Origin of the sequence: Paenibacillus sp. V4I3 (assembly GCF_030817215.1) — a bacterium.
In the GTDB taxonomy this organism is placed as follows: Bacteria; Bacillota; Bacilli; order Paenibacillales; family NBRC-103111; genus Paenibacillus_E.
On record NZ_JAUSZA010000001.1, the window covers coordinates 3,029,135 to 3,048,667 of the forward strand.

Genomic DNA, 19,533 nt, shown 5'->3' on the forward strand with positions numbered 1-19,533 from the left:
AAGGCCCAATAAGATTAATGGTCAGGGTGTACCGTTATATTTTACCAGACGTAAGCGATCAGCTTTCCATATGGAAATTAAAGGCGGAAAATATCCCAGATAGCGAGCTGCGTACTCAAGCATTAGCCAGTATCGCTACGAAACAATTTCATTGTCAAGGTGGCGCTGTTTATGCGGCTGCTAATTTGTCGATGCGTCATGTACTTATCCCGCTCATTGTTGCGTTTCAAACGATTAGCGATTATTTAGATAATCTGTGTGATCGCAGCACATCTTTGGATCCCCAGGATTTCCGTCAATTGCACCAATCGATGTTGGATGCTGTTGATCCTTCTCAGCCTTTGAACGATTACTATGCATACAGACAAGAGAAAGAGGACGGAAACTATTTAACAGAACTCGTCCAAAAGTGTCAGTCTTGTATTAGTCTGCTTCCGTCATATACACAAGTAGCCGATCAGGTGCGAGATTTCGTAGCCTTATACTGCGACTTACAAGTGTACAAGCATATTCGCAAGGATATGCGGGAGCCTGAGCTTCATCAGTGGTGGGATCAGCATCATCATAGGTATAGCCAAATTTCTTGGAATGAATTTGCAGCAGCCACAGGTTCAACGTTAGGCATGTTTATGCTTTTCCTTGCAGCTTGTGATCCTCATTTGAGTGAAAAACAGGTCGATTCTATACGGGAGGCTTATTTCCCCTATGTGTGCGGTCTGCATATTTTACTTGATTATTTAATCGATCAGGAAGAAGATATCTTGGGTGGAGACCTGAACTTTTGCAGTTATTATGAATCTATGGAAGCAACCGTTGAGAGAATTGCCTTTATCGTGCAAGAGGCTCGTAGCAAAATTTTGTTCTTGGAACATCCGCGATTTCATCGTATGATAATCGAAGGTTTGCTTGCGCTCTATTTGTCGGATCCAAAGGTCAACGGCCAACAGCAAGTGAAGAAGATATCGAAGCGTCTTATGAAAAATAGTCCATTAACCCGGTTATTTTTCTGGCTAAATAGCATGTACATCCGTACGTCATCATGAATGACATTCAGAAGAATTAAAGCAGGGAGACTTTGAGCTACGCCCAAAGATCCCTATATTAGGAGGAAATGAAATGTCAGCAGTAAAATCAATTGCCGTTCTAACAAGCGGCGGAGACTCTCAGGGAATGAACGCGGCCGTCCGTGCGGTTGTAAGAAGCGCATTATTCCATGGTCTCGAAGTCTATGCGGTACAACGTGGATACCATGGTTTAATTAACGATGATATTCGCCAAATGGATTTGCGCAGCGTTGGGGATATCATTCAACGTGGGGGAACCATTTTACAAACGGCTCGTTGCAAAGAGTTTTTAACGCCAGAAGGCCAACAGATTGGTGCAGAAAACTTGCGTAAACGCGGCATCGATGGATTGGTCGTAATTGGTGGAGATGGATCTTATCAAGGTGCCAATAAGCTAAGCAAGTTGGGCATCAAAACGATGGGTCTGCCTGGTACAATTGACAATGACATCCCATTCACTGACTTTACGATCGGTTTTGATACAGCAGTAAGCATTGTGGTGGATGCGATCAACAAGCTTCGTGATACGATGACTTCGCATGAACGTTCATCCGTTGTAGAAGTCATGGGGCGTCATTGCGGTGAGATCGCACTCTATGCTGGACTAGCAAGCGGTGCGGAAACGATTATCGTCCCTGAGGTTGAAGTCGACATTAATGAAGTGGCTAACCGCATGAAGGATAATTTCTCTCATGGTAAACGCCATAGTATCATTCTCGTTGCTGAAGGAGCGGGAACCGGTGATGGGATTGCTAAGCAGATTAATGAGTCTGTTGGGATTGAGCCTCGTGTAACTGTTCTTGGCCATATTCAACGCGGCGGAGCTCCTACACACAATGACCGAATCTTGGCAAGCCGTCTCGGTGATTTCGCTGTACGTAAGCTTATGGAAGGCGATTCTTCCAAAGCATGCGGTGTGATCAAAGGGGAGTTAGTAGCTACTGACATTGATTTAGTTGTCAATACAAAGCGTCCTTTTAATACAGAACTTTATGAATTGGCAAGTCGTTTATCCCAGTAGGTCTACATTGGAACAAACGCTTATTGACCTGTATCATAACTTCGTTTATAATATCGAACAACATACAAAGCGACATTAGGTCTGTGAAGAGCATCCAACTCGGAGACGTTCATGATCGGTAAGGCGCAGAATACATCGCCTTACTCTAAATAAACCGGCACCGCCCGTTATCGCGGAACCAAGCGGATGATGACATGTTAATGTTATCATCAAGTTGGGTGGCACCGCGAGCAGAACGCTCCTCGTCCCAATCGGACAGGGGCGTTCTTTGTCTTTTTCCCATAATAGAAAAGGAAGCGGTGAGTGGTATGTTGGATATCAAATGGATTCGGATGCATCAGGATCAAGTGAAGGAAGCGGCACAAAATAAAGGGGTAGAATGTCCCCTTGATGAGCTGCTTGAGGTAGATGAGAAGAAAAGGCTTCTGCATCAACAAGTGGATCAGCTGCGCACAGAACGCAATCGTGCATCTGCTCAGATTGCTCAGTGTATGGCTGAGCAGAAAAAGGGAGAAGCTGAGGCTCTGAAAGATCAGGTCCGCGGCTGGAACCGAACATTAACGGAATACGAAGAGGGGCTTGCGAAACTGGAGAAGCGTTTCAAGGAGTTAATGCTTACCGTACCGAATCTGGTTTCACCTGAAACTCCAATCGGGGCTACCGATCAAGATAATGTTGTACGGAAAGTAGTGGGTCAGCCTACCTCGTTTGAATTTGTGCCTCGTGATCATATGCAAATCGGTGAGGAGTTAGATTTATTCGATTTCCCCCGCGGAGTGAAAGTGGCTGGAAGCCGGAATTACTACCTCAAAGGGATGGGGCTTTATTTACACAGAGCTGTTCAACAGCTTGCTCTTGATCTGCTATCAGATCGAGGGTTCACGGTGATGGATGTCCCTTTGATGGTGCGGGAAGAGACGCTGCAGAATGCGGGCTTTTTCCCGGCTGGGAAGGTCCAGACCTATGAATTACAGGATGAGAATAAATGGTTAGTAGGCACATCGGAAGGTCCGTTGGTTTCGTATTATGCGGATGAAATGATAGATTTATCAAAGGGGCCGATACAACTGGCAGCTGTATCGAATTGTTTCCGTAAAGAAGCGGGTTCGGCAGGTAGAGATGTACGCGGATTATATCGTGTTCATCAATTTGCCAAAGTTGAGCAAGTGATTCTTTGTGAGAATGATCCCGCCATTGCTGATCAAATGTTAGATCAAATCACACGGAATGCCGAAGATATTTTAGAATTACTTGAGCTTCCTTATCATGTTGTTGCTGTATGTACAGGAGATATGGGCGCCAAAAACTACAAGCAGTATGACATTGAGACGTGGATGCCTAGCCGGAATAGCTATGGAGAAACGCACTCGTCGTCAAGCCTTCTGGACTTTCAAGCTCGCCGCAGTGGCTTACGTTATAGGGATAAGAGCGGTGAGCTGCGTTATTGCTATACCCTTAATAATACGGCTGTCGCCTCGCCAAGAATTCTTATTCCTTTACTTGAAAACCATCAGCAAGCAGATGGCTCAATCTATCTGCCACCAGCTCTGAGACCTTATATGAGAGGGCTCACAGTTATACCGAGCAAATAAAATAACGTACCACATCCCTAGGAGATCCACTTTGGGCTGTGGTACGTTATCGTATGTTAATAACCTTCTGTTAAATCTACGACATTCATCATCTCGGTGCCATCTAATATAGCTCTTAGATTATGATAGAAAATGGTGGAAACTCGCTCTGTGTAGTGAGCGGAAGATCCAGCGATATGCGGAGTAAGGATAACATTATCCATGTTCCATAAGGGAGAAGTTGACGGTAATGGCTCCTGCTCAAAAACATCGAGTGCTGCGCCTGCCAGCTGGCCTTCTTGCAGCGCATGGATCAAATCCTCTTCTTCAATGACATCACCGCGAGCCAGATTGATTAAGAAAGCACTTGGTTTCATTAAGCGCAGATGTTCTTTGGTCAAGAAACCTCGCGTTTTAGCTGTACTAGGAAGTAGAAGAACGACGAAATCACTTTGTGTAAGCAAAGTTGTTAATCCTTCTTCTCCGCTGACCGTCGAATCGAAGGCAGGCCCAGGCGATCCGGAACGATTCAACCCAATGACCGTCATATCAAAGGCCTTAGCTTTGCGAGCAACAGCTTCGCCGATTGCACCTGCACCAATAATGCCAATCGTTTTACCATAAAGCTCACCAAAACTGACTTGATTATCCCATACTTTACTTTGCTGACGCTCATGAAGAAGATTCGCTTTACGAACCCATTGCAGCATGAGACTTAGCGTAAATTCACTCATCTGGATCGTATGTACCCCACGGGCATTGGATAGTATGACATTACGCCTGGCTAATTCTTGGAGAGGAAGTTTATCAACGCCGGCGGATATGGTTTGCATCCATTTCAGCTTGGTAGCTTGCTTGAGGGTGTCCGGATTTAGGCGACCAGCCGTGATAATGACATCTGCATCAGCAATGTGTTCCCCGGCTTCACTTGAAGATTTAAACCAATGAAATTGGCAGCGTTCCTTCAAGTCTTGCGGCATCTGATTTTGCATGGAAGTCAAATCCATCCCAGTAATGGCGACAATATTCATTGCATTTCAACTCCTTTAATTACATGATAAATCAAACCGAAAACGAAAGTAAACACCCCGAGTGCTCTTAGTGCCCTCAGGGTGTCTCCATGTTAGTATTTCACATCAGGTGTGTAGTTGTTATTGGCGTTCCATAGGAGGAACTCATTCACGCCGTTTTCTTTCAAAGCACGTATTTGTTCTTCCACTTCATGTTTACCATACTTGATATAACCAGGTACCCAAGAAGCGGTGAAATCTTGAATCCAAGGCCGAACAATCGGTTTCCAACCTTTCTTATCAATGGCTTCCAGCTTCTTGGTTGTATCCTTGGATGCTCCATCGATAGTGACAAAAGGTGCTGCATCCGGCACTTTGGAGCCAAACCAGCCTGTGCTGTAATGACTTGGATAAATCATGGGAGCGATAACATCGACATTTTGAGAGATTTTCTCGAAATCTTGACCAATGCCTTCCGCTGCTGGAACAGAGGCCGCATAACCAAATATGTCGACAGATACACGAACACCAAGTGGCTGCAATTGTTCTTTGGCATATTTGACGAAGGAAGCGACAGCATCAATACGTGAACGTTCATCCTTTGTATATTTGAGAATGTCAGCTCTTTTCTCGAAACCTTCCGGGAATCGGACGTAGTCGAATTGAATTTCTTTAAATCCAGCTTTTACGGCTTCTTTTGCTACTGCGATATTGTAATCCCATACTTCTTTGTTATATGGATTTACGAAGCTGTCCGGTGGGTTTTTACCGTTCCCCCACAGAGTTCCATCTGGATTGACGAAAGACCATTCTGGTTTCTTCTTGGCAAGAATCGTGTCTTTGAATACAACAATACGACCAATTGGATAAATCTTATGTTCGTTCAAGGTGGTCATTAAACCTGGCATATTACCAATAATTTTCTGAGTCGTTCCCATTGCATCAAGCTCGGCGTTCCCTGTTTCCCATGTGATGTAGCCCCAATCATCTTTGACATCAATGACCAGTGAGTTCAGTTCCGTGTCGTCGAGCAGCTTCACAAGTGTATTGAGCCGAGATCCTCCCGCACTATGAGCCGTGGCGTAAACACCTTTAATGACCGGTGCGTCCTTCTGCGGATCCAATTTGTTTACAGGTGCTAAAGGATCTGTTTCTTGGGATGGTGTAGGTTGAACAATCGCAACTGCATTCTTCGCATTCAGAGAAGCTTGCACAAGCTGTTCGAAGCTGGCATCCGGGTTAGCGGCCGTTACATTACCCCAGATTAGGGCAAGTGAAGCAAGTAATATTTCCATGATGTATAAGTCCTCTCCAATCTTTGTTTCTAGCTTTTATTATAAAGCAAGCACGAAACTACGCACAGAGGAAATTTGTAGAGGTTTGTAGAAAGAAGGTAGCCATTGTTGAGACTTGATAAACAAATTATTTCGTTATCTGGCGTTAATTTTTTTTACTATGCTTCGAGTGCCATTTTATTGCCCTATTTACCTTTATATTTGCAAAGCAAGGGCTATTCAGCTAGCGAGATTGGACTCTTAATGATGATTGGTCCGTTCATCTCTATATTCGCACAGCCATTCTGGGGATATGTCAGCGACCGATTCAACTCGGTGAAGAATATCGTGTTTTTACTTTGGAGCCTTTCCTTACTAGGAAGTTTTGGCTTGTTTTTAACAAAAGGCTTCGGTCTTACACTTGGATTTATTTTACTGCTTTATTTCTTCTTGCTGCCATCCGTTCCGCTCATCGATAATTTGGTTGTTAAATCAACGGCGCAGCGTGGAATGTCTTATGGATCCGTCCGATTATGGGGTTCTATCGGATTCTCGGGTGTTGCTCTAATTTCGGGTCTTTTCCTCGAAGAATTAGGTGGGGTAGCCAACATCCCTTATTTTTATTGGGCGTTGTGGATCTTCCCATTTCTACTGCTTGCTTTTATTAAAGACGAGAAGGGCAGCGGACAGCGAATAACATTAAGTGCGATCGGTACAATTTTCAAAAATAAAAACTTCTTATGGTTTATGGTCATGGTTCTGATGATATCAATTCCACATCGAATGAACGATGCACTATTAGGTTTATATCTGAATAAATTAGGTGCTACGGACTCAATGGTCAGCTGGGCATGGGCAATTGCGGCATGCACCGAAATTCCGGTATTTGCCTATATCAATCGGTACATACATCGCTATCACGAACTGACCATCTTAGGTCTTGTTTCGGTCTTATATACGATACGTTGGTTACTCTACACGTTATTCAGCGATCCTTGGGTGCTAATTGGTTTGCAGACAACACATATGCTCACTTTTGCTGTTCTGTGGATCGTTGCGGTTCAGTATGTTGTGCGTCTGCTTCCCGAGCAATTTGGCTCAACGGGTCAATCCATTCTTGCGATGGTGTTCATGGGACTTGCCGGAATTATCGGTGGTTCAGTAGGCGGATGGTTGAGTGAGCAATGGGGAGGCGCAAGCATGTATGTGTTTGCGTCAGTTATGTCGGCAATAGCGGCAGGTATGTTTTTCGGTACACAAGCAGTAATGCGTAGAAGAAGCTAATCGTAAATAAAAACACCCGGCAGCAAAATTAGCCGGGTGTTTGGACTTATTTCTGAACTTGTCCTGATTCGGTATTCGTGACCTCTGCAGGATTAATCTCTTTACGGACCGGTACAGGCTGATCATCAGTAGCTGTATTACCGCCATTTCCATTCGTTGCATCTTTAAATTCACGAAACATTTTGCCAAAACCTCTGCCAAGTTCAGGCAGTTTATTAGGCCCAAACAAAAGAAGGGCAACAATTGCAATTAAGATGATGTGCCAAGGAGATAATGCTCCCATTCCAGACACCTCCATTAGTTTATCTTAGTACGATTATATCATGTTCTTATCATAACCTATATACCCTAATTATTACAAACTCAATAACATTGTATGAATAAAGTGTTAGTTGGCCAGAAAAAGACGCCCCTTAATGATAAAGGGCGTCTTTATGATGTTCCGTAATGCTGAACTGAATAATTTCCATGACATCTTCTGCTTCGAGCGCCTCAATGCCAAACCGGAGGACGATCTCGGAGTCCAGCTCATAGCTGGTTAAGAAGGGGTACAACTCGGGTGTTAATTTCATTACAATCCTGGATAATTTGACTGTCTCCACAAGCATCACCCTTCCAATCAAAAGATTAGAATAAGAACTACGCCTGAACCACTCACGATGAAGCCAGAACTATATGAAATTATTATCATTATAACACAATTCAACTTGGAATAAAGAGGCGGATTGCACGATTAGTTACTTAAGCTTGCGGAATTCGCCGACAACACCAACGGTTTCCACGATATTCACGAATGCTTTCGGGTCTATCTTCTTAATAATTCGCTTTAATTCTACGAGTTCATAGCGTGTAGTGACGGTCATTAACATATCATGCTGCTGTTTCGTATATGCGCCTTCCGTCTTAACTAAAGTAACGCCTCTAGGCAGCAGAAGCAGTTCGTTAAGCAACTCTTCCTTTTGTTTTGTTACAATGAACGCTGTCACTTTGACATGGCGAATATGTATAGAATCTACAACTTTGCCACTAATATAGATGGCAAGCATCGAGTAAAGTGCAAGGTCCCAATTTTGCTTGAAATAGCCAAGTGCAACAATGACAACACCGTTCATGGATGAAAGAAGGGTACCGAGAGGGAAATCGAATTTTCGGGTCAAAATCAAGCCGACAATATCAAATCCTCCACTTGAGCCACCTATTCTTAAAGTGATACCGCTTCCTATACCTATGAGTACTCCCCCAAAGACTGCACCAAGAATGGGTTCCTGTGCGACATAGCTTGTAGGTATGATTTGCATCAACCATGCAGTTAATATGACTGATGCAACACTGATCATAATAAATCTACGGCCAATTGAAACCAATCCCCAAATCATCAATGGCAGATTAAACAATAAATACAAGAAGCCAATGTTAAAATTCGTAAAATAACCAATAATCATGGCAAATCCAGAAACCCCGCCGCTAAGCAGTTGGTGAGGAATGAGGAACATGTTGAAACCGACAGCGACAAGCAGTGCGCCAACTAGAATAATGAAAGCATCTAGCGCTTTTTTCAAAAAAAATCACCTCTAAAATAGTATGCAGCATAAAGCAAGTATAATTCATTCTTCTAAAACTTCAATCATAATTTACCTTAGTTCAATTAAATGAAATTTTATGGAAATAAAATAAGCCTTTACTTATGATGAAAAAAAGCTGTATCCAATTCATGGACAACAGCTTTTATAGAAGTATTGATTAACGTCTCTTGAAGGAACCTGTCTTCTTAGATGTACTTGGCTTACTAACGGATGGTTTAGTTACCTTATTGGGTGTTGAACCATCGTTTCGACGTGTTGTAGAGTCGCTTCCAGAACTTGGGGTGCCTGTACCGCCCTTGAAGGTGCCTGTTCGATCAGAAGTTGTTGGTTTCTTATCCTTTGATACATCCGTAGTTGGCGTAGTTGCCTTACCGCCGCCTGTGTTATAAGCGGGTGTCCGGGTATAGCCTCTATAGTCGTAAGGGCGTTTGCTGTTGAACCATCCTCCACCGAATAAGGATTGAAGCAGTGTGGCTGTCAAATAACCTTGTAAGAATGAGGAGTCGTAATGTGATTTGGCATATTCAATACTATCGATTTGAACAAGCGTGTTTTTACTATCACTAGGATCCTTTTGAACGTTAATAACCTTATCATTATATACAAGGAACATTTGATCGTCAGATTCCTTGCTCTTTTCCTTCGGTGACTCTTTCGCTGCTAGTTCAGTTGCTACAGCAGGGACGCTTTTGTTTTCGACTAAATAAACCTTGGAGAGATTGCTCCCTTTGCCGTCAACACTAACTAACGGATACTGATCTTTGATATAACGTCCGGCATCAGCGCCACACGCGGTAAGAAGGGCGATGATCAATAAGAAAGAAACCCATGAAGTCCATCTTTTCACTTTTCAGTAATCCCTCCTTTCCAAACATTTCTAATGATAACATATGTTGTCTAGGGCGTCGATTTCAAAAATTTAATCTGATTGCCCGGTGTGCGCTCTCCTTCAAGAGCAATAAATTTGCCGTCCTGCCATTGGAGGAAGAAGAATCTACGGTCCGGTCCAAAATATCTCCAAAAGATGATGTCGTCTCCGCTGCGGAAGTCGGTGTTTCCTTCAGTCCGAGTGACATCATTGCGATGAAACTCCAATTCAAAGGTAACATCTTCATCAAGCTCCAAACGAGTAGGGACATCATTCGGATCATCTAGCGCACCTTCGACAAAGCTGCAAAGGAAACAATCATAGGTTCGCCCTTTTTCCACAATCAAACACTGAATATTTTTGCCGCTTTGTAAATAATAAGCGTAACGATGTGGAGCAAACCCGCGGTCAAAATAAATGACCTTGCCGGAAACAACATACTCCTCTAAGTCTACATTGACAATATCCCCAACTCGGGCGTCTTCAAGTGGATTACCTATAGGTGTTGTTGTTGGTTCTTGTTTTTGACTACGTAGGATGCTGCTGACTCGTTTAAATATGGACATTGAAAACTCTCCTCTATTCCGTTTATTGTTCTACCTTGTAATACGTTTAGCTTATGCGTAAGGTTTCGTTCTCATTATGTAAGACGCTACTGGAAATGTGTGTATGACTTGTGCTATAATATTTTAGATGTTCTTAAGGGCGGCCAGTTGGATCATGGAAGATGATAAATCGAAAGTGTATTCCACCAATAAAACTATAGACACGGATAGGAAGTCGTACTTAAGGGTAAAAAAGATACAAGGCATTAGCCTGCCCTGTACAAAAGGAGATTGAATATATTTGAAAACATTTCAAGAGTTTGGTTTAGAGCCAACAATTTTACGCGCTATTACCGAGATGGGCTTTGAAGAGTCCACACCGATCCAAGAAAAAACGATTCCTTTGGCTATGGAAGGCCGGGATTTAATCGGGCAAGCGCAAACAGGAACGGGTAAAACAGCTGCTTTCGGTATTCCGCTTATTCACAAAATCAATATGAAAGAAGAGCGCATTTCTGCTCTTATCATGTGTCCTACACGGGAACTTGCCATCCAGGTTGCGGAAGAGATTGAGAAACTCGGTCGTTTCAAAGGCATTCGTTCTTTGCCCATCTATGGTGGACAGGATATCGTTAAACAAATTCGTGCATTGAAGAAAAAACCGCAAATCATTATCGGTACACCGGGACGTCTACTTGACCATATTAACCGTAAAACAATCAAATTAGACGATGTGCAAACAGTGGTTTTGGATGAAGCGGATGAAATGCTTGACATGGGCTTCATGGATGATATCCAGTCCATTTTGAAATTGGTACCAGAAGAGCGTCACACGATGTTGTTCTCGGCAACAATGCCAACCAATATTCAAAAATTGGCACAACAGTTTCTTCGTAACCCTGAGCATGTATCGGTTATCCCGAAACAAGTTAGTGCACCATTGATTGACCAAGCTTATATCGAATTGCACGAAAAACAAAAATTCGAAGCACTTAGCCGTTTGATCGACATGGAAGCTCCAGATCTTGCAATCATCTTCGGTCGTACAAAACGCCGGGTTGATGAATTAGCAGAAGCTCTTCAAAAAAGAGGCTATGCAGCTGAAGGTCTTCATGGTGACTTGTCCCAAAATCAACGTGATAATGTCATGAGAAAATTCCGTGACGGCAGCATTGATGTACTTGTAGCAACAGACGTTGCTGCGCGTGGTCTAGATGTATCCGGCGTTACTCATGTAATTAACTTTGACCTTCCGCAAGATCCGGAAAGCTATGTTCACCGTATCGGTCGTACAGGCCGCGCTGGTAAAGAAGGTACAGCTTGGACTTTCGTAACACCTAGAGAAATCGATCACCTGCACTTTATCGAAAAAGTTACACGCCACAAAATTACCAAAAAACCACTACCTAGCTTGGCTGAAGCCATTGAAGGTAAACAAAAAATGACAGCTGAGCGTATTCTTGATGTGCTTCAAAATGATACACAAGCAGAATTCAAAGGCCTAGCTATTCAAATGTTAGAGCAATATGATTCCGTAAATCTCCTTGCTGCAGCTATGAAGCTTCTGACAGGCGATAAAAAGGAAACGAATATTGAGTTAACACCAGAAGATCCGATTCGTGCAAGAAAGAAAAAATTCGATGTTCGCAGCTCAGGTAGACGAGTTGGCGGCGGCTATGGCTCAAGTTCAGGATCAGGAGATCGTCGTCAAGGCGGCGGATACAGCTCCGGTGCTGGTTCCAGCAGCAGCTCGAACTCCCGTTACCCGCGTAAAGATAGTAGAGATTATGGTTCAAACAGAGAAGGTGGAAGCAGTTCTTCCTCCAGAAACCGTGAATACGGAAGCAACAACTCCGGAAACCGCGATCGCTCCAGAGCTCCTCGCAAGAGCGAAGATACATTAGTGAATAAATAAGGGTAATAACCCCAAAAAAGAAAGGCGGAGATCCAGAAGGATCTTCGCCTTTTTACCATGAGTATATGGTTTAGAGTACGAAAGAGCTAGTGATTATAACGAGCAAGATGAAGAGAACCAAAATGGCACCTGCGGATGTTCCAACTGGATGAGACATAGTATCAACCTCCTGAAAAATATTTGGGGGTAGTTCTTATTGACAATACTATATTATGTAAAAGAACCTAGAACGACTAGACGTCTACCTATATGCTCAAAAATAGGCTATAATTAAATCAATGAAAAAGTAAGACAACTTAAGATGTATGCGTTTTAACAATCAACGTAGAAAGTTTCCGAAAGGAAACGCTAAGGAGGAAGCAGTTTTGGAGTTTAGAGGAGTTATGGGAGGACTGTACAGAATATCGGAGTGGATTATGCGTTTGTCGGTCATTAATCTGCTTTGGATGCTATGTTCGATTCCGGTTTTCTTTTTTGCTTTTATGGGCTTGGTGAGTCCATCCGTTGATGCATTGAAGGCATCACTGCCCATTATCGCCATTTTGGCACCGTTTACTTTATTCCCTGCAACTTCCGCGATGTTTGCTGTAGCTCGGAAATGGGTTACAGGAGAAGAAGATGTACCACTTTTGAAAACATATTTCCGTGGATATAAAGAAAACTATCTACAGAGTATGGTAGGTGGCATTTTCTTCGTAATCATTTTTGTTATCATTGCGGTGAACTACTTCTTTTATTTGAAACAGGGGAGTTCGCTGAAACTATTGGCCGTATTATTTATAGCTTTCACGGTCATTATTATCATTTCTATGTTCAATTTCTTCTCGATTATGGTTCATTTGCATATGAAGGTTTTACAAATTTTGAAGAATGCTGTATTGATTACCATTGGCAATCCAATCAATTCGATAGTTCTGCTGCTTTGCAACGGAGCCATCCTTTACATTTGTTTGACCAAATTTAATTTCTTCCTTGTCGTTTTCTTCATGGGAAGTATTATGGCTACCTTCTCGTTCTGGCAGTTTAACCGCAGCTTCACCAAACTCCAAACGAAGCAGCAAGAACTAGAAGAGAAGGAACAACAGAGGTTGGCTGAAGCGCAAGAAGAGGAAGCACAAAGTGACACTGAGGTTTTAACTGAAGGTGAAGAAGAAAAAAGTAAGACAGAAATTAGCTTGCATAAAAAAGATGAGAATGAAAAGACTAAAGACTAAACCTACCAGTTGATAATCAACCGGTACGGCACTATAATAAGAACTACAAAAGAATCCTGCGATGTACGTAACGGTTTTAAGTTGTTTTAAACCAATGACTGTTTCTAGGGAGACCTACATTGAAGTGTGGCTGACATGCCCTCGAAAGGGGACCTCAAATACACCTCTGCGGACACCCACCTGCGAGAGCGGGTTTGAAGCACCAAAACCGGACGGCATAGGCGGGTTTTTTTGTATTAAAAAGAGGTTGATCAGGTAGATTCCTGTTCAACCTCTTTTTAATGTATTTTCAATGACCAGCCAAATCACTTAGCTGATGGAAGGTGTTCTGAAGAGTTCCGTAAAGACCACGATATATTTGATAGTAGGCTTCATACTGTTTTTGATTATTAACATTTGGTTCTACGCGATCGGTGACATGAATCCATTTCTCACAGAGTGTAGTAATATCCTCTTGCAGTACGCCGGAAGCAGCCATAATAGCAGCGCCGTACGCAGGGCCGTCTGTGGAATTAACCGTGACCACAGGGATACCGAAGATATCAGCAATCATTTGACGCCAGAACGGACTTCTGGCACCGCCGCCATTCACTCGAAGTTCGGTGACTTCAATGCCGGACTCGCGGATTAGTTGCAGCGAGTCGCGGAGCCCGAAGGTAATGCCTTCGAGTACGGCACGTGTGAGATGTGCTTTATCGTGCCGTAGGTTTAGACCGATGAAGGCGCCTCGAGCCTTCGGATCGGGGTGCGGTGTCCGCTCACCAGATAGGTAAGGCAGGAACAACAAGCCTTCGCTCCCAAGGGGAGCTGTAGCCGCTTCAGACGTCAAGATCTCGTAGACGTCTTTGCCTTCCTGCTGCGCCCGCTCAAGCTCCTCGTGTGCGAAGTGGTTGCGCCACCACTGGAACGAGCCGCCAGCGGCCAGCATGACCCCCATGCGGTGCCACTTGTCAGGCACACCGTGACAGAAGGAATGAAGCCGATAAGCTTCATCTACTTGGTAAGTGTCGTCGTGAACGAAGACGACACCGGATGTGCCGAGCGCCACAGAGGCGATGCCTTGGCGTACGACGCCAACACCTACGGCGCCGCAAGCTTGGTCGCCGCCGCCAGCGACGACCTTGGTGCCTGCGGCTAGGCCGGTTAGGCTGGCCGCTTCCGGCAGCAGGTGTCCAGCCACGTCGCCGGACTCATAGAGCGGCGGCAGCCATTCCATAGGAATGTCCAGCCGCTCAGTGACGGTCTGGGACCATCTGCGGTGGGCGACGTCCAGCAGCAGCGTGCCGCTTGCGTCGGCCATGTCCATGCCGAACGCTCCCGTCAGGCGCAGCCTGACGTAGTCCTTCGGCAGCAGCAGATGCCGAACGCGCGCGTAGTGCTCCGGCTCATGCTGCCGGAGCCAAATGACCTTGGGCGCGGTGAAGCCGGTCAGCGCCCGGTTGCCAGTAAGTCGGCCGAGCTCGGCTTCGCCGACGGTCGACTCGATGTAGGCGCACTGCTCCGCGGTGCGCTGGTCACACCAAAGCAGTGCAGGCCGGATGACCTGCTGCGCCTCATCCAGGAATACCGACCCGTGCATCTGGCCGGAGAAGCCAATACCAGCGACGGCTTCGCCTGCGACGCTTGTTTTCTCTAAAAGAGCGCGGATGCCCTTGACTGTGGCATTCCACCAATCCTCAGGATGCTGCTCTGCCCATCCCGGATAGGGCTGCTGAAGCGGATATTCAACGCTATGGCTGCCGATCACCTGACCGGAGTCATCCACAAGAATGCATTTAACTGCAGAAGTTCCTAAATCTAAGCCCATGAAATACGACACGAAGATTCACCCTTTGTTGGTTAAATTATTGTAATTTAGTAGTTTCCTCTATATTCTTTGTTTGTTTAATAAATATACAAAGATTATTAGTTATTATATTCGCACGAAAGAACGGAAATCCTGCTTACGGCGATATTTATTTATTTCCATATTAAATTCATTTCATGCCAGTGGATGCCAGCATGCTGAGAAGTGGATGGAGCTGCATAAAGAAATCCATTTTTTTCGTAGAATGAAATTAAATGCTCTTCACACATTAAAACAATGCCCTTCAAATCATCTTTTCTGGCTATTTCGATGATACGTTGCAGAAGTTCAGTGGCAACCCCGCGTCGTTGGTAGGACGGGTGCACGGCGATGGTCAACACACAGAGATATTGTCCTTCCTCAGCGTGCTGGGTCTCCTGCTTGATACTATCATCTGTTAATTCGTTATTATGTATCTTTACGCTATTGGTTACGCCGATGATTTGATGGTCTAGCTCATTTTCTGCCACAAGAAAATAGGAGCCAAACACATGCTTTCTCATCTGAAAAGCTTCAAATGTGGCAGCCGCCTCCTTTGAGAAAACAACAGTCTCGATCTCATAAGCCTTCCTAATATCTTTATCGTTTTCAACTGGGCGAATTAGCATAATCGTTGAATACCTCCTTGTTAAAACTTTCCTCAGGGAAAATGTTTTTTGTATGCACATGATTGTTTACCTATAGCATAAGATGGGGTCATATAGTATAATCATGAATAAAGTTTCCTTTGAACAACATTATTGGTCTTGCGAAAGAAGAGGTAATCAGATGGGTATAGCATATAAAAAACCAGAACAAGAGTCCAATGGATGGAAAGGCAGCTCACCAATGCCTAGTCTGCCTGAAGTCCATCATAGTATGCGCGTGCCAAAGAAAGCGGGTTTTTTCCGTAAACTACTTGCTTTTGTGGGTCCGGGCTATCTCGTAGCCGTAGGATATATGGATCCGGGAAATTGGGCGACTGATTTAGCAGGTGGCTCTCAATTCGGATATACATTGCTTTCTGTTATTTTAATATCAAATTTAATGGCGATTCTGCTGCAAGCTTTGTCTGGCCGCCTAGGAATTGTAACAGGTCGAGACTTAGCTCAAGCTTGTCGTGATCATTATAGTAAACCTGTTTCATTCGGACTATGGGTATTATGTGAGCTAGCTATTGCAGCATGTGACTTGGCTGAAGTCATTGGCGCTGCAATTGCCTTACAGCTATTGTTCGGTCTACCGCTTATTTATGGAGTCATCCTGACTTCGTTAGACGTTCTTTTGGTTCTTATGCTGCAAAAAAAGGGCTTCCGATACATCGAAGCCATGGTTATTAGTCTAATCGCTCTAATTACGGTTTGCTTCGTGATGGAACTTATTTTCTCAAGACCTGATTTTGCTGCTGTTGCCATTGGTTTTATTCCTAGAACGGAAATTGTAACGAACCCAGCAATGTTATATATCGCCCTTGGTATTCTGGGAGCAACTGTCATGCCCCACAATTTATATTTGCATTCTTCTATTGTACAAACGCGTAAAATCGAGCCGACGGTAGAAGGTAAACGTGAAGCAATTAAATTCGCCACAATAGATTCGACTGTAGCTTTAATGCTGGCTTTGTTCGTCAATGCTGCAATACTCATTCTTTCTGCAGCAGCCTTTCATTCGGCAGGTAAAGAAGTAGCAGAAATACAAGATGCTTATCACCTTTTGGGGCCTATGCTGGGCACAGGTGCCGCGAGTATTCTATTTGCAGTTGCGCTGTTAGCTTCAGGGCAAAATTCTACACTTACAGGTACTTTGGCCGGTCAGATTGTGATGGAGGGCTTTCTTAATATTAGACTCACTCCTTGGCTGCGCCGATTAATTACACGGTTGATCGCGATCGTGCCCGCGGTCATTGTCATAGGTATTTATGGAGAGAGCGGCGCTACAGATTTACTCGTTCTTAGTCAGGTGATTTTATCCTTGCAGCTTTCCTTTGCTGTTATTCCACTTGTTACGTTTACTTCGGACCGCAAGAAGATGGGGGAGCTTGTAACACCAAAGTGGATGATTTTACTAAGTTGGTTTGTCGCTATTTTGATTGCAGGCTTGAATGCTTACTTACTTTACACCACTTTTTTTGGGTAAATAAAATATGGAATAAAAATGGAAAATCGGAGGAGCAATCCTCCGATTTTTATTTCCCCTCTTTTTCTTAAGCCTAAACAATGGTAAGATAGAGAGCAGTGTAGAAATGGCAAGTGGTCTATATGTACTTCATTGAAGGGGGAAAAGGCTTTTGCTTAAGAGAACTTTAATCGGATTACTTCGCAGTCATGAAACGACCGGAGATAAAGCCAAAGATCCTTTGCTTAAAACAAGATATTACAAGCTTCCTAAAGACCAAGTATGGGAAGAAGTCACTGCCGTTCTGAAAAAAACGCCGGGCTATAAACTTCTCCACGAAGTTCAAAATGTAGGTGAAATTCTCGCGGAACGTAAAACAATGACTGGACGAACACAGGATGTTACGTTGACGTTATTTGGGATTAATCCCGTGAAAACCGCGGTAGACATTTATTCAGCATCCCGAGGCTCAATGGGGGATTTGGGTTCCAATTACCGTACTATTATAGATATTTATAAACAATTAGACAGAAAGCTTGCTCCATATAAGATTGAAGGATGAGAAAACTCTTATCGAGGCCAATCAATTGTGGAAACAAAAACAGCAGGGAAGCTAGGCCTCCTTGCTGTTTTATTTTGTGCGTATTAAACTAATTTTTTGACAGCTTCTACAGCTGTTTCATAATTAGGGTGAGCCGTCATTTCACCAAGGTACTCAACGTATTGAACGGTATCATTCGCATCGATAACGAAGATGGAACGCATATCAAGTTGAAGCTCTTTGATCAATACGCCATAAGCTTCGCCGAAGGATTTTGTTTTGTAATCGGACAAAGTGATCACTTTGTCAATACCTGCCGCACCACACCAGCGGGATTGTGCGAAAGGAAGATCAACACTGATCGTCAGTACGGCAACATTGTCGCCTAGACCTGCTGCTTCTTCATTGAAGCGGCGAGTTTGTGCGTCACAAACGCCTGTATCCAAAGAAGGAACAACGCTGATCAGCTTTACTTTACCTGCATAATCTGCGAGGGAAACTTGAGTCATCAAATCTTTGTTAACCGTGAAGTTAGGTGCTTTGTCACCCACTTTAATTTCAGGTCCTACCAAAGTAATCGGGTTGCCTTTAATGGTAGCAACACCAGTACGTTCTTGTGCCATATGAACTGTTTCCTCCTTTATTTTCCATGCTAAATAACAACCTATTTATTATAAGCTTTTTGAACTTAGGTTGTCCAATCGTTACTGTAAGGCTATAATTTATAATGTTTAAAGATCGTATAAGCTCGTAATCACGTAAGAAAAGTCGGGGGATTTATACAAGTGGAATTAAGACAATTGCAGTACTTTGTAAAAGTAGCAAGAAAGCAGCATGTGACCCAAGCAGCGGAAGAAATGCATGTGGCCCAGTCAGCCGTTAGCCGGCAGATTCATCTTTTAGAAGAAGAGCTGGGCATTAATTTGTTTGTGCAAAAAGGTCGTAATCTTCATCTTACCTCAGTAGGTCATTTATTCTTGAGCCGGGTCGAGGGGATATTGACGGACTTGGAACGTGCTGTAGGCGAAATACATGAATTTCTTGACCCGGAAGCTGGGGAAATTCGCATTGGGTTTCCACATAGCTTGGTCATCAATTTGCTCCCTGCTGTCGTTGCAGCCTTTAAAAAAGATCACCCTAACGTTAAATTCAGGCTGCGTCAAGGGACTTATACGTCCTTAATCCGAGATGTCTCTAAGGGAGAGATAGATCTGGCTTTCATTTCGCCATTTCCAGAATCTCATGAACATGTTTCGGGTGAAATTTTGTTAACCGAAGAGCTGTACGCGATTATTCCCTCCAACCATATCCTTGCGGATTACACATCCATACGATTGGAGCAGTTAAAGAATGAGCCATTCGTTATGTTTAGTGAAGAATATACGCTGCGTACGATTGTGATGGAGGCTTGCTTGAAAGCGGGCTTCGTTCCGAAGATTGAGTTCGAAGGTGAAGAAACAGATACCATACGTGGGCTTGTAGCCGCGGGTATGGGGGTCAGCTTGCTTCCTTCCATGGCTTTAATGGAAAGTGGTCAAATGCAGCCGGTCAAAATTCGTGTGACCGATCCTGTGGTCACTAGAACTGTCGGTTTAATTTGCCGAAAAGGTGAAAAGTTGCCTTTGGTGGCTGAAGTATTCAGGCGGTTTCTCAGTGATTATTTTCAATGAAAAAAAAGCTCATCTTGTATGTGTGAATGACAC

At 43.8% G+C, this 19,533-nt stretch carries 19 protein-coding genes and 1 other RNA gene; 10 read left to right on the forward strand and 10 right to left on the reverse strand.

Annotation, left to right across the window (positions count from 1 at the left end; genetic code table 11):
* Positions 1–17 precede the first annotated feature (17 nt).
* From QFZ77_RS13960 to serS, 3 genes are all read left to right on the forward strand, one after another.
* Positions 18–1,043: a tetraprenyl-beta-curcumene synthase family protein gene (locus tag QFZ77_RS13960; protein ID WP_307449498.1), complete on the forward strand. Its 1,026-nt coding sequence runs from the start codon at positions 18–20 to the stop codon at positions 1,041–1,043.
* A gap of 73 nt (positions 1,044–1,116) precedes the next feature.
* The gene (gene pfkA / locus QFZ77_RS13965; protein ID WP_307440449.1) at positions 1,117–2,085 is read left to right on the forward strand and encodes a 6-phosphofructokinase; all 969 of its coding nucleotides are present in this window, start codon (positions 1,117–1,119) and stop codon (positions 2,083–2,085) included.
* A 308-nt stretch (positions 2,086–2,393) separates the two neighbouring features.
* A complete protein-coding gene (gene serS / locus QFZ77_RS13970) occupies positions 2,394–3,677 on the forward strand; it encodes a serine--tRNA ligase (protein ID WP_307440452.1) in 1,284 nt (427 codons plus the stop codon).
* A gap of 56 nt (positions 3,678–3,733) precedes the next feature.
* On the opposite strand, the gene QFZ77_RS13975 is transcribed toward serS, so the two are convergent.
* Together QFZ77_RS13975 and QFZ77_RS13980 are read right to left on the reverse strand one after the other, a co-directional pair.
* Positions 3,734–4,687 (reverse strand): D-2-hydroxyacid dehydrogenase, encoded by a 954-nt coding sequence (locus tag QFZ77_RS13975; RefSeq protein WP_307440454.1) that lies wholly within the window; start codon positions 4,685–4,687, stop codon positions 3,734–3,736.
* Positions 4,688–4,779: 92 nt separating this feature from the next.
* The gene (locus QFZ77_RS13980) at positions 4,780–5,961 is read right to left on the reverse strand and encodes a putative glycoside hydrolase (RefSeq protein WP_307440456.1); all 1,182 of its coding nucleotides are present in this window, start codon (positions 5,959–5,961) and stop codon (positions 4,780–4,782) included.
* A 108-nt stretch (positions 5,962–6,069) separates the two neighbouring features.
* On the opposite strand from QFZ77_RS13980, the gene QFZ77_RS13985 reads away from it, so the two are divergent.
* Complete coding sequence (locus QFZ77_RS13985) at positions 6,070–7,224, forward strand: MFS transporter (RefSeq protein WP_307440458.1); 1,155 nt, start codon at positions 6,070–6,072, stop codon at positions 7,222–7,224.
* Positions 7,225–7,270: 46 nt separating this feature from the next.
* On the opposite strand, the gene QFZ77_RS13990 is transcribed toward QFZ77_RS13985, so the two are convergent.
* From QFZ77_RS13990 to QFZ77_RS14010, 5 genes are all read right to left on the reverse strand, one after another.
* Complete coding sequence (locus tag QFZ77_RS13990; protein ID WP_057306978.1) at positions 7,271–7,507, reverse strand: Sec-independent protein translocase subunit TatA/TatB; 237 nt, start codon at positions 7,505–7,507, stop codon at positions 7,271–7,273.
* A gap of 130 nt (positions 7,508–7,637) precedes the next feature.
* The gene (locus tag QFZ77_RS13995) at positions 7,638–7,832 is read right to left on the reverse strand and encodes a hypothetical protein (RefSeq protein WP_029193437.1); all 195 of its coding nucleotides are present in this window, start codon (positions 7,830–7,832) and stop codon (positions 7,638–7,640) included.
* Positions 7,833–7,961: 129 nt separating this feature from the next.
* The gene (locus QFZ77_RS14000) at positions 7,962–8,783 is read right to left on the reverse strand and encodes a YitT family protein (protein ID WP_307440461.1); all 822 of its coding nucleotides are present in this window, start codon (positions 8,781–8,783) and stop codon (positions 7,962–7,964) included.
* A gap of 181 nt (positions 8,784–8,964) precedes the next feature.
* Positions 8,965–9,654 carry a DUF4247 domain-containing protein gene (locus tag QFZ77_RS14005; protein WP_307440462.1) on the reverse strand — a complete coding sequence of 230 codons (690 nt, stop codon included), beginning with the start codon at positions 9,652–9,654 and terminating at the stop codon, positions 8,965–8,967.
* Between the two features lie 50 nt (positions 9,655–9,704).
* A complete protein-coding gene (locus tag QFZ77_RS14010; protein WP_307440463.1) occupies positions 9,705–10,241 on the reverse strand; it encodes a DUF4178 domain-containing protein in 537 nt (178 codons plus the stop codon).
* A 280-nt stretch (positions 10,242–10,521) separates the two neighbouring features.
* On the opposite strand from QFZ77_RS14010, the gene cshA reads away from it, so the two are divergent.
* The 3 genes from cshA to ssrS all read left to right on the forward strand — a co-directional run bounded on the left by cshA (position 10,522) and on the right by ssrS (position 13,581).
* The gene (gene cshA, locus QFZ77_RS14015) at positions 10,522–12,135 is read left to right on the forward strand and encodes a degradosome RNA helicase CshA (protein WP_307440464.1); all 1,614 of its coding nucleotides are present in this window, start codon (positions 10,522–10,524) and stop codon (positions 12,133–12,135) included.
* A 365-nt stretch (positions 12,136–12,500) separates the two neighbouring features.
* Positions 12,501–13,349, forward strand: coding sequence for a YesL family protein (locus QFZ77_RS14020; RefSeq protein WP_307440467.1), 849 nt, complete (start codon positions 12,501–12,503; stop codon positions 13,347–13,349).
* Positions 13,350–13,399: 50 nt separating this feature from the next.
* A non-coding RNA gene (ssrS, locus tag QFZ77_RS14025) (6S RNA) lies at positions 13,400–13,581 on the forward strand.
* Positions 13,582–13,638: 57 nt separating this feature from the next.
* Here ssrS and xylB read toward each other — a convergent pair.
* Complete coding sequence (gene xylB, locus QFZ77_RS14030) at positions 13,639–15,156, reverse strand: xylulokinase (RefSeq protein ID WP_307449501.1); 1,518 nt, start codon at positions 15,154–15,156, stop codon at positions 13,639–13,641.
* Between the two features lie 152 nt (positions 15,157–15,308).
* Positions 15,309–15,803, reverse strand: coding sequence for a GNAT family N-acetyltransferase (locus QFZ77_RS14035; protein ID WP_307440469.1), 495 nt, complete (start codon positions 15,801–15,803; stop codon positions 15,309–15,311).
* Positions 15,804–15,963: 160 nt separating this feature from the next.
* Here QFZ77_RS14035 and QFZ77_RS14040 point away from each other — a divergent pair, with 160 nt between their 5' ends.
* Together QFZ77_RS14040 and QFZ77_RS14045 are read left to right on the forward strand one after the other, a co-directional pair.
* Complete coding sequence (locus tag QFZ77_RS14040; RefSeq protein ID WP_373462599.1) at positions 15,964–17,310, forward strand: Nramp family divalent metal transporter; 1,347 nt, start codon at positions 15,964–15,966, stop codon at positions 17,308–17,310.
* 151 nt (positions 17,311–17,461) lie between these two features.
* The gene (locus QFZ77_RS14045) at positions 17,462–17,851 is read left to right on the forward strand and encodes a DUF1499 domain-containing protein (RefSeq protein ID WP_307440473.1); all 390 of its coding nucleotides are present in this window, start codon (positions 17,462–17,464) and stop codon (positions 17,849–17,851) included.
* An 83-nt stretch (positions 17,852–17,934) separates the two neighbouring features.
* Here QFZ77_RS14045 and tpx read toward each other — a convergent pair whose 3' ends face one another.
* Positions 17,935–18,453 carry a thiol peroxidase gene (tpx, locus tag QFZ77_RS14050; protein WP_057306969.1) on the reverse strand — a complete coding sequence of 173 codons (519 nt, stop codon included), beginning with the start codon at positions 18,451–18,453 and terminating at the stop codon, positions 17,935–17,937.
* Positions 18,454–18,615: 162 nt separating this feature from the next.
* Between tpx and gltC the strand changes: the two genes are divergently transcribed.
* Positions 18,616–19,500, forward strand: a complete 885-nt coding sequence (gene gltC / locus QFZ77_RS14055; protein ID WP_307440475.1) for a glutamate biosynthesis transcriptional regulator GltC — start codon at positions 18,616–18,618, stop codon at positions 19,498–19,500.
* Positions 19,501–19,533: the final 33 nt, after the last annotated feature.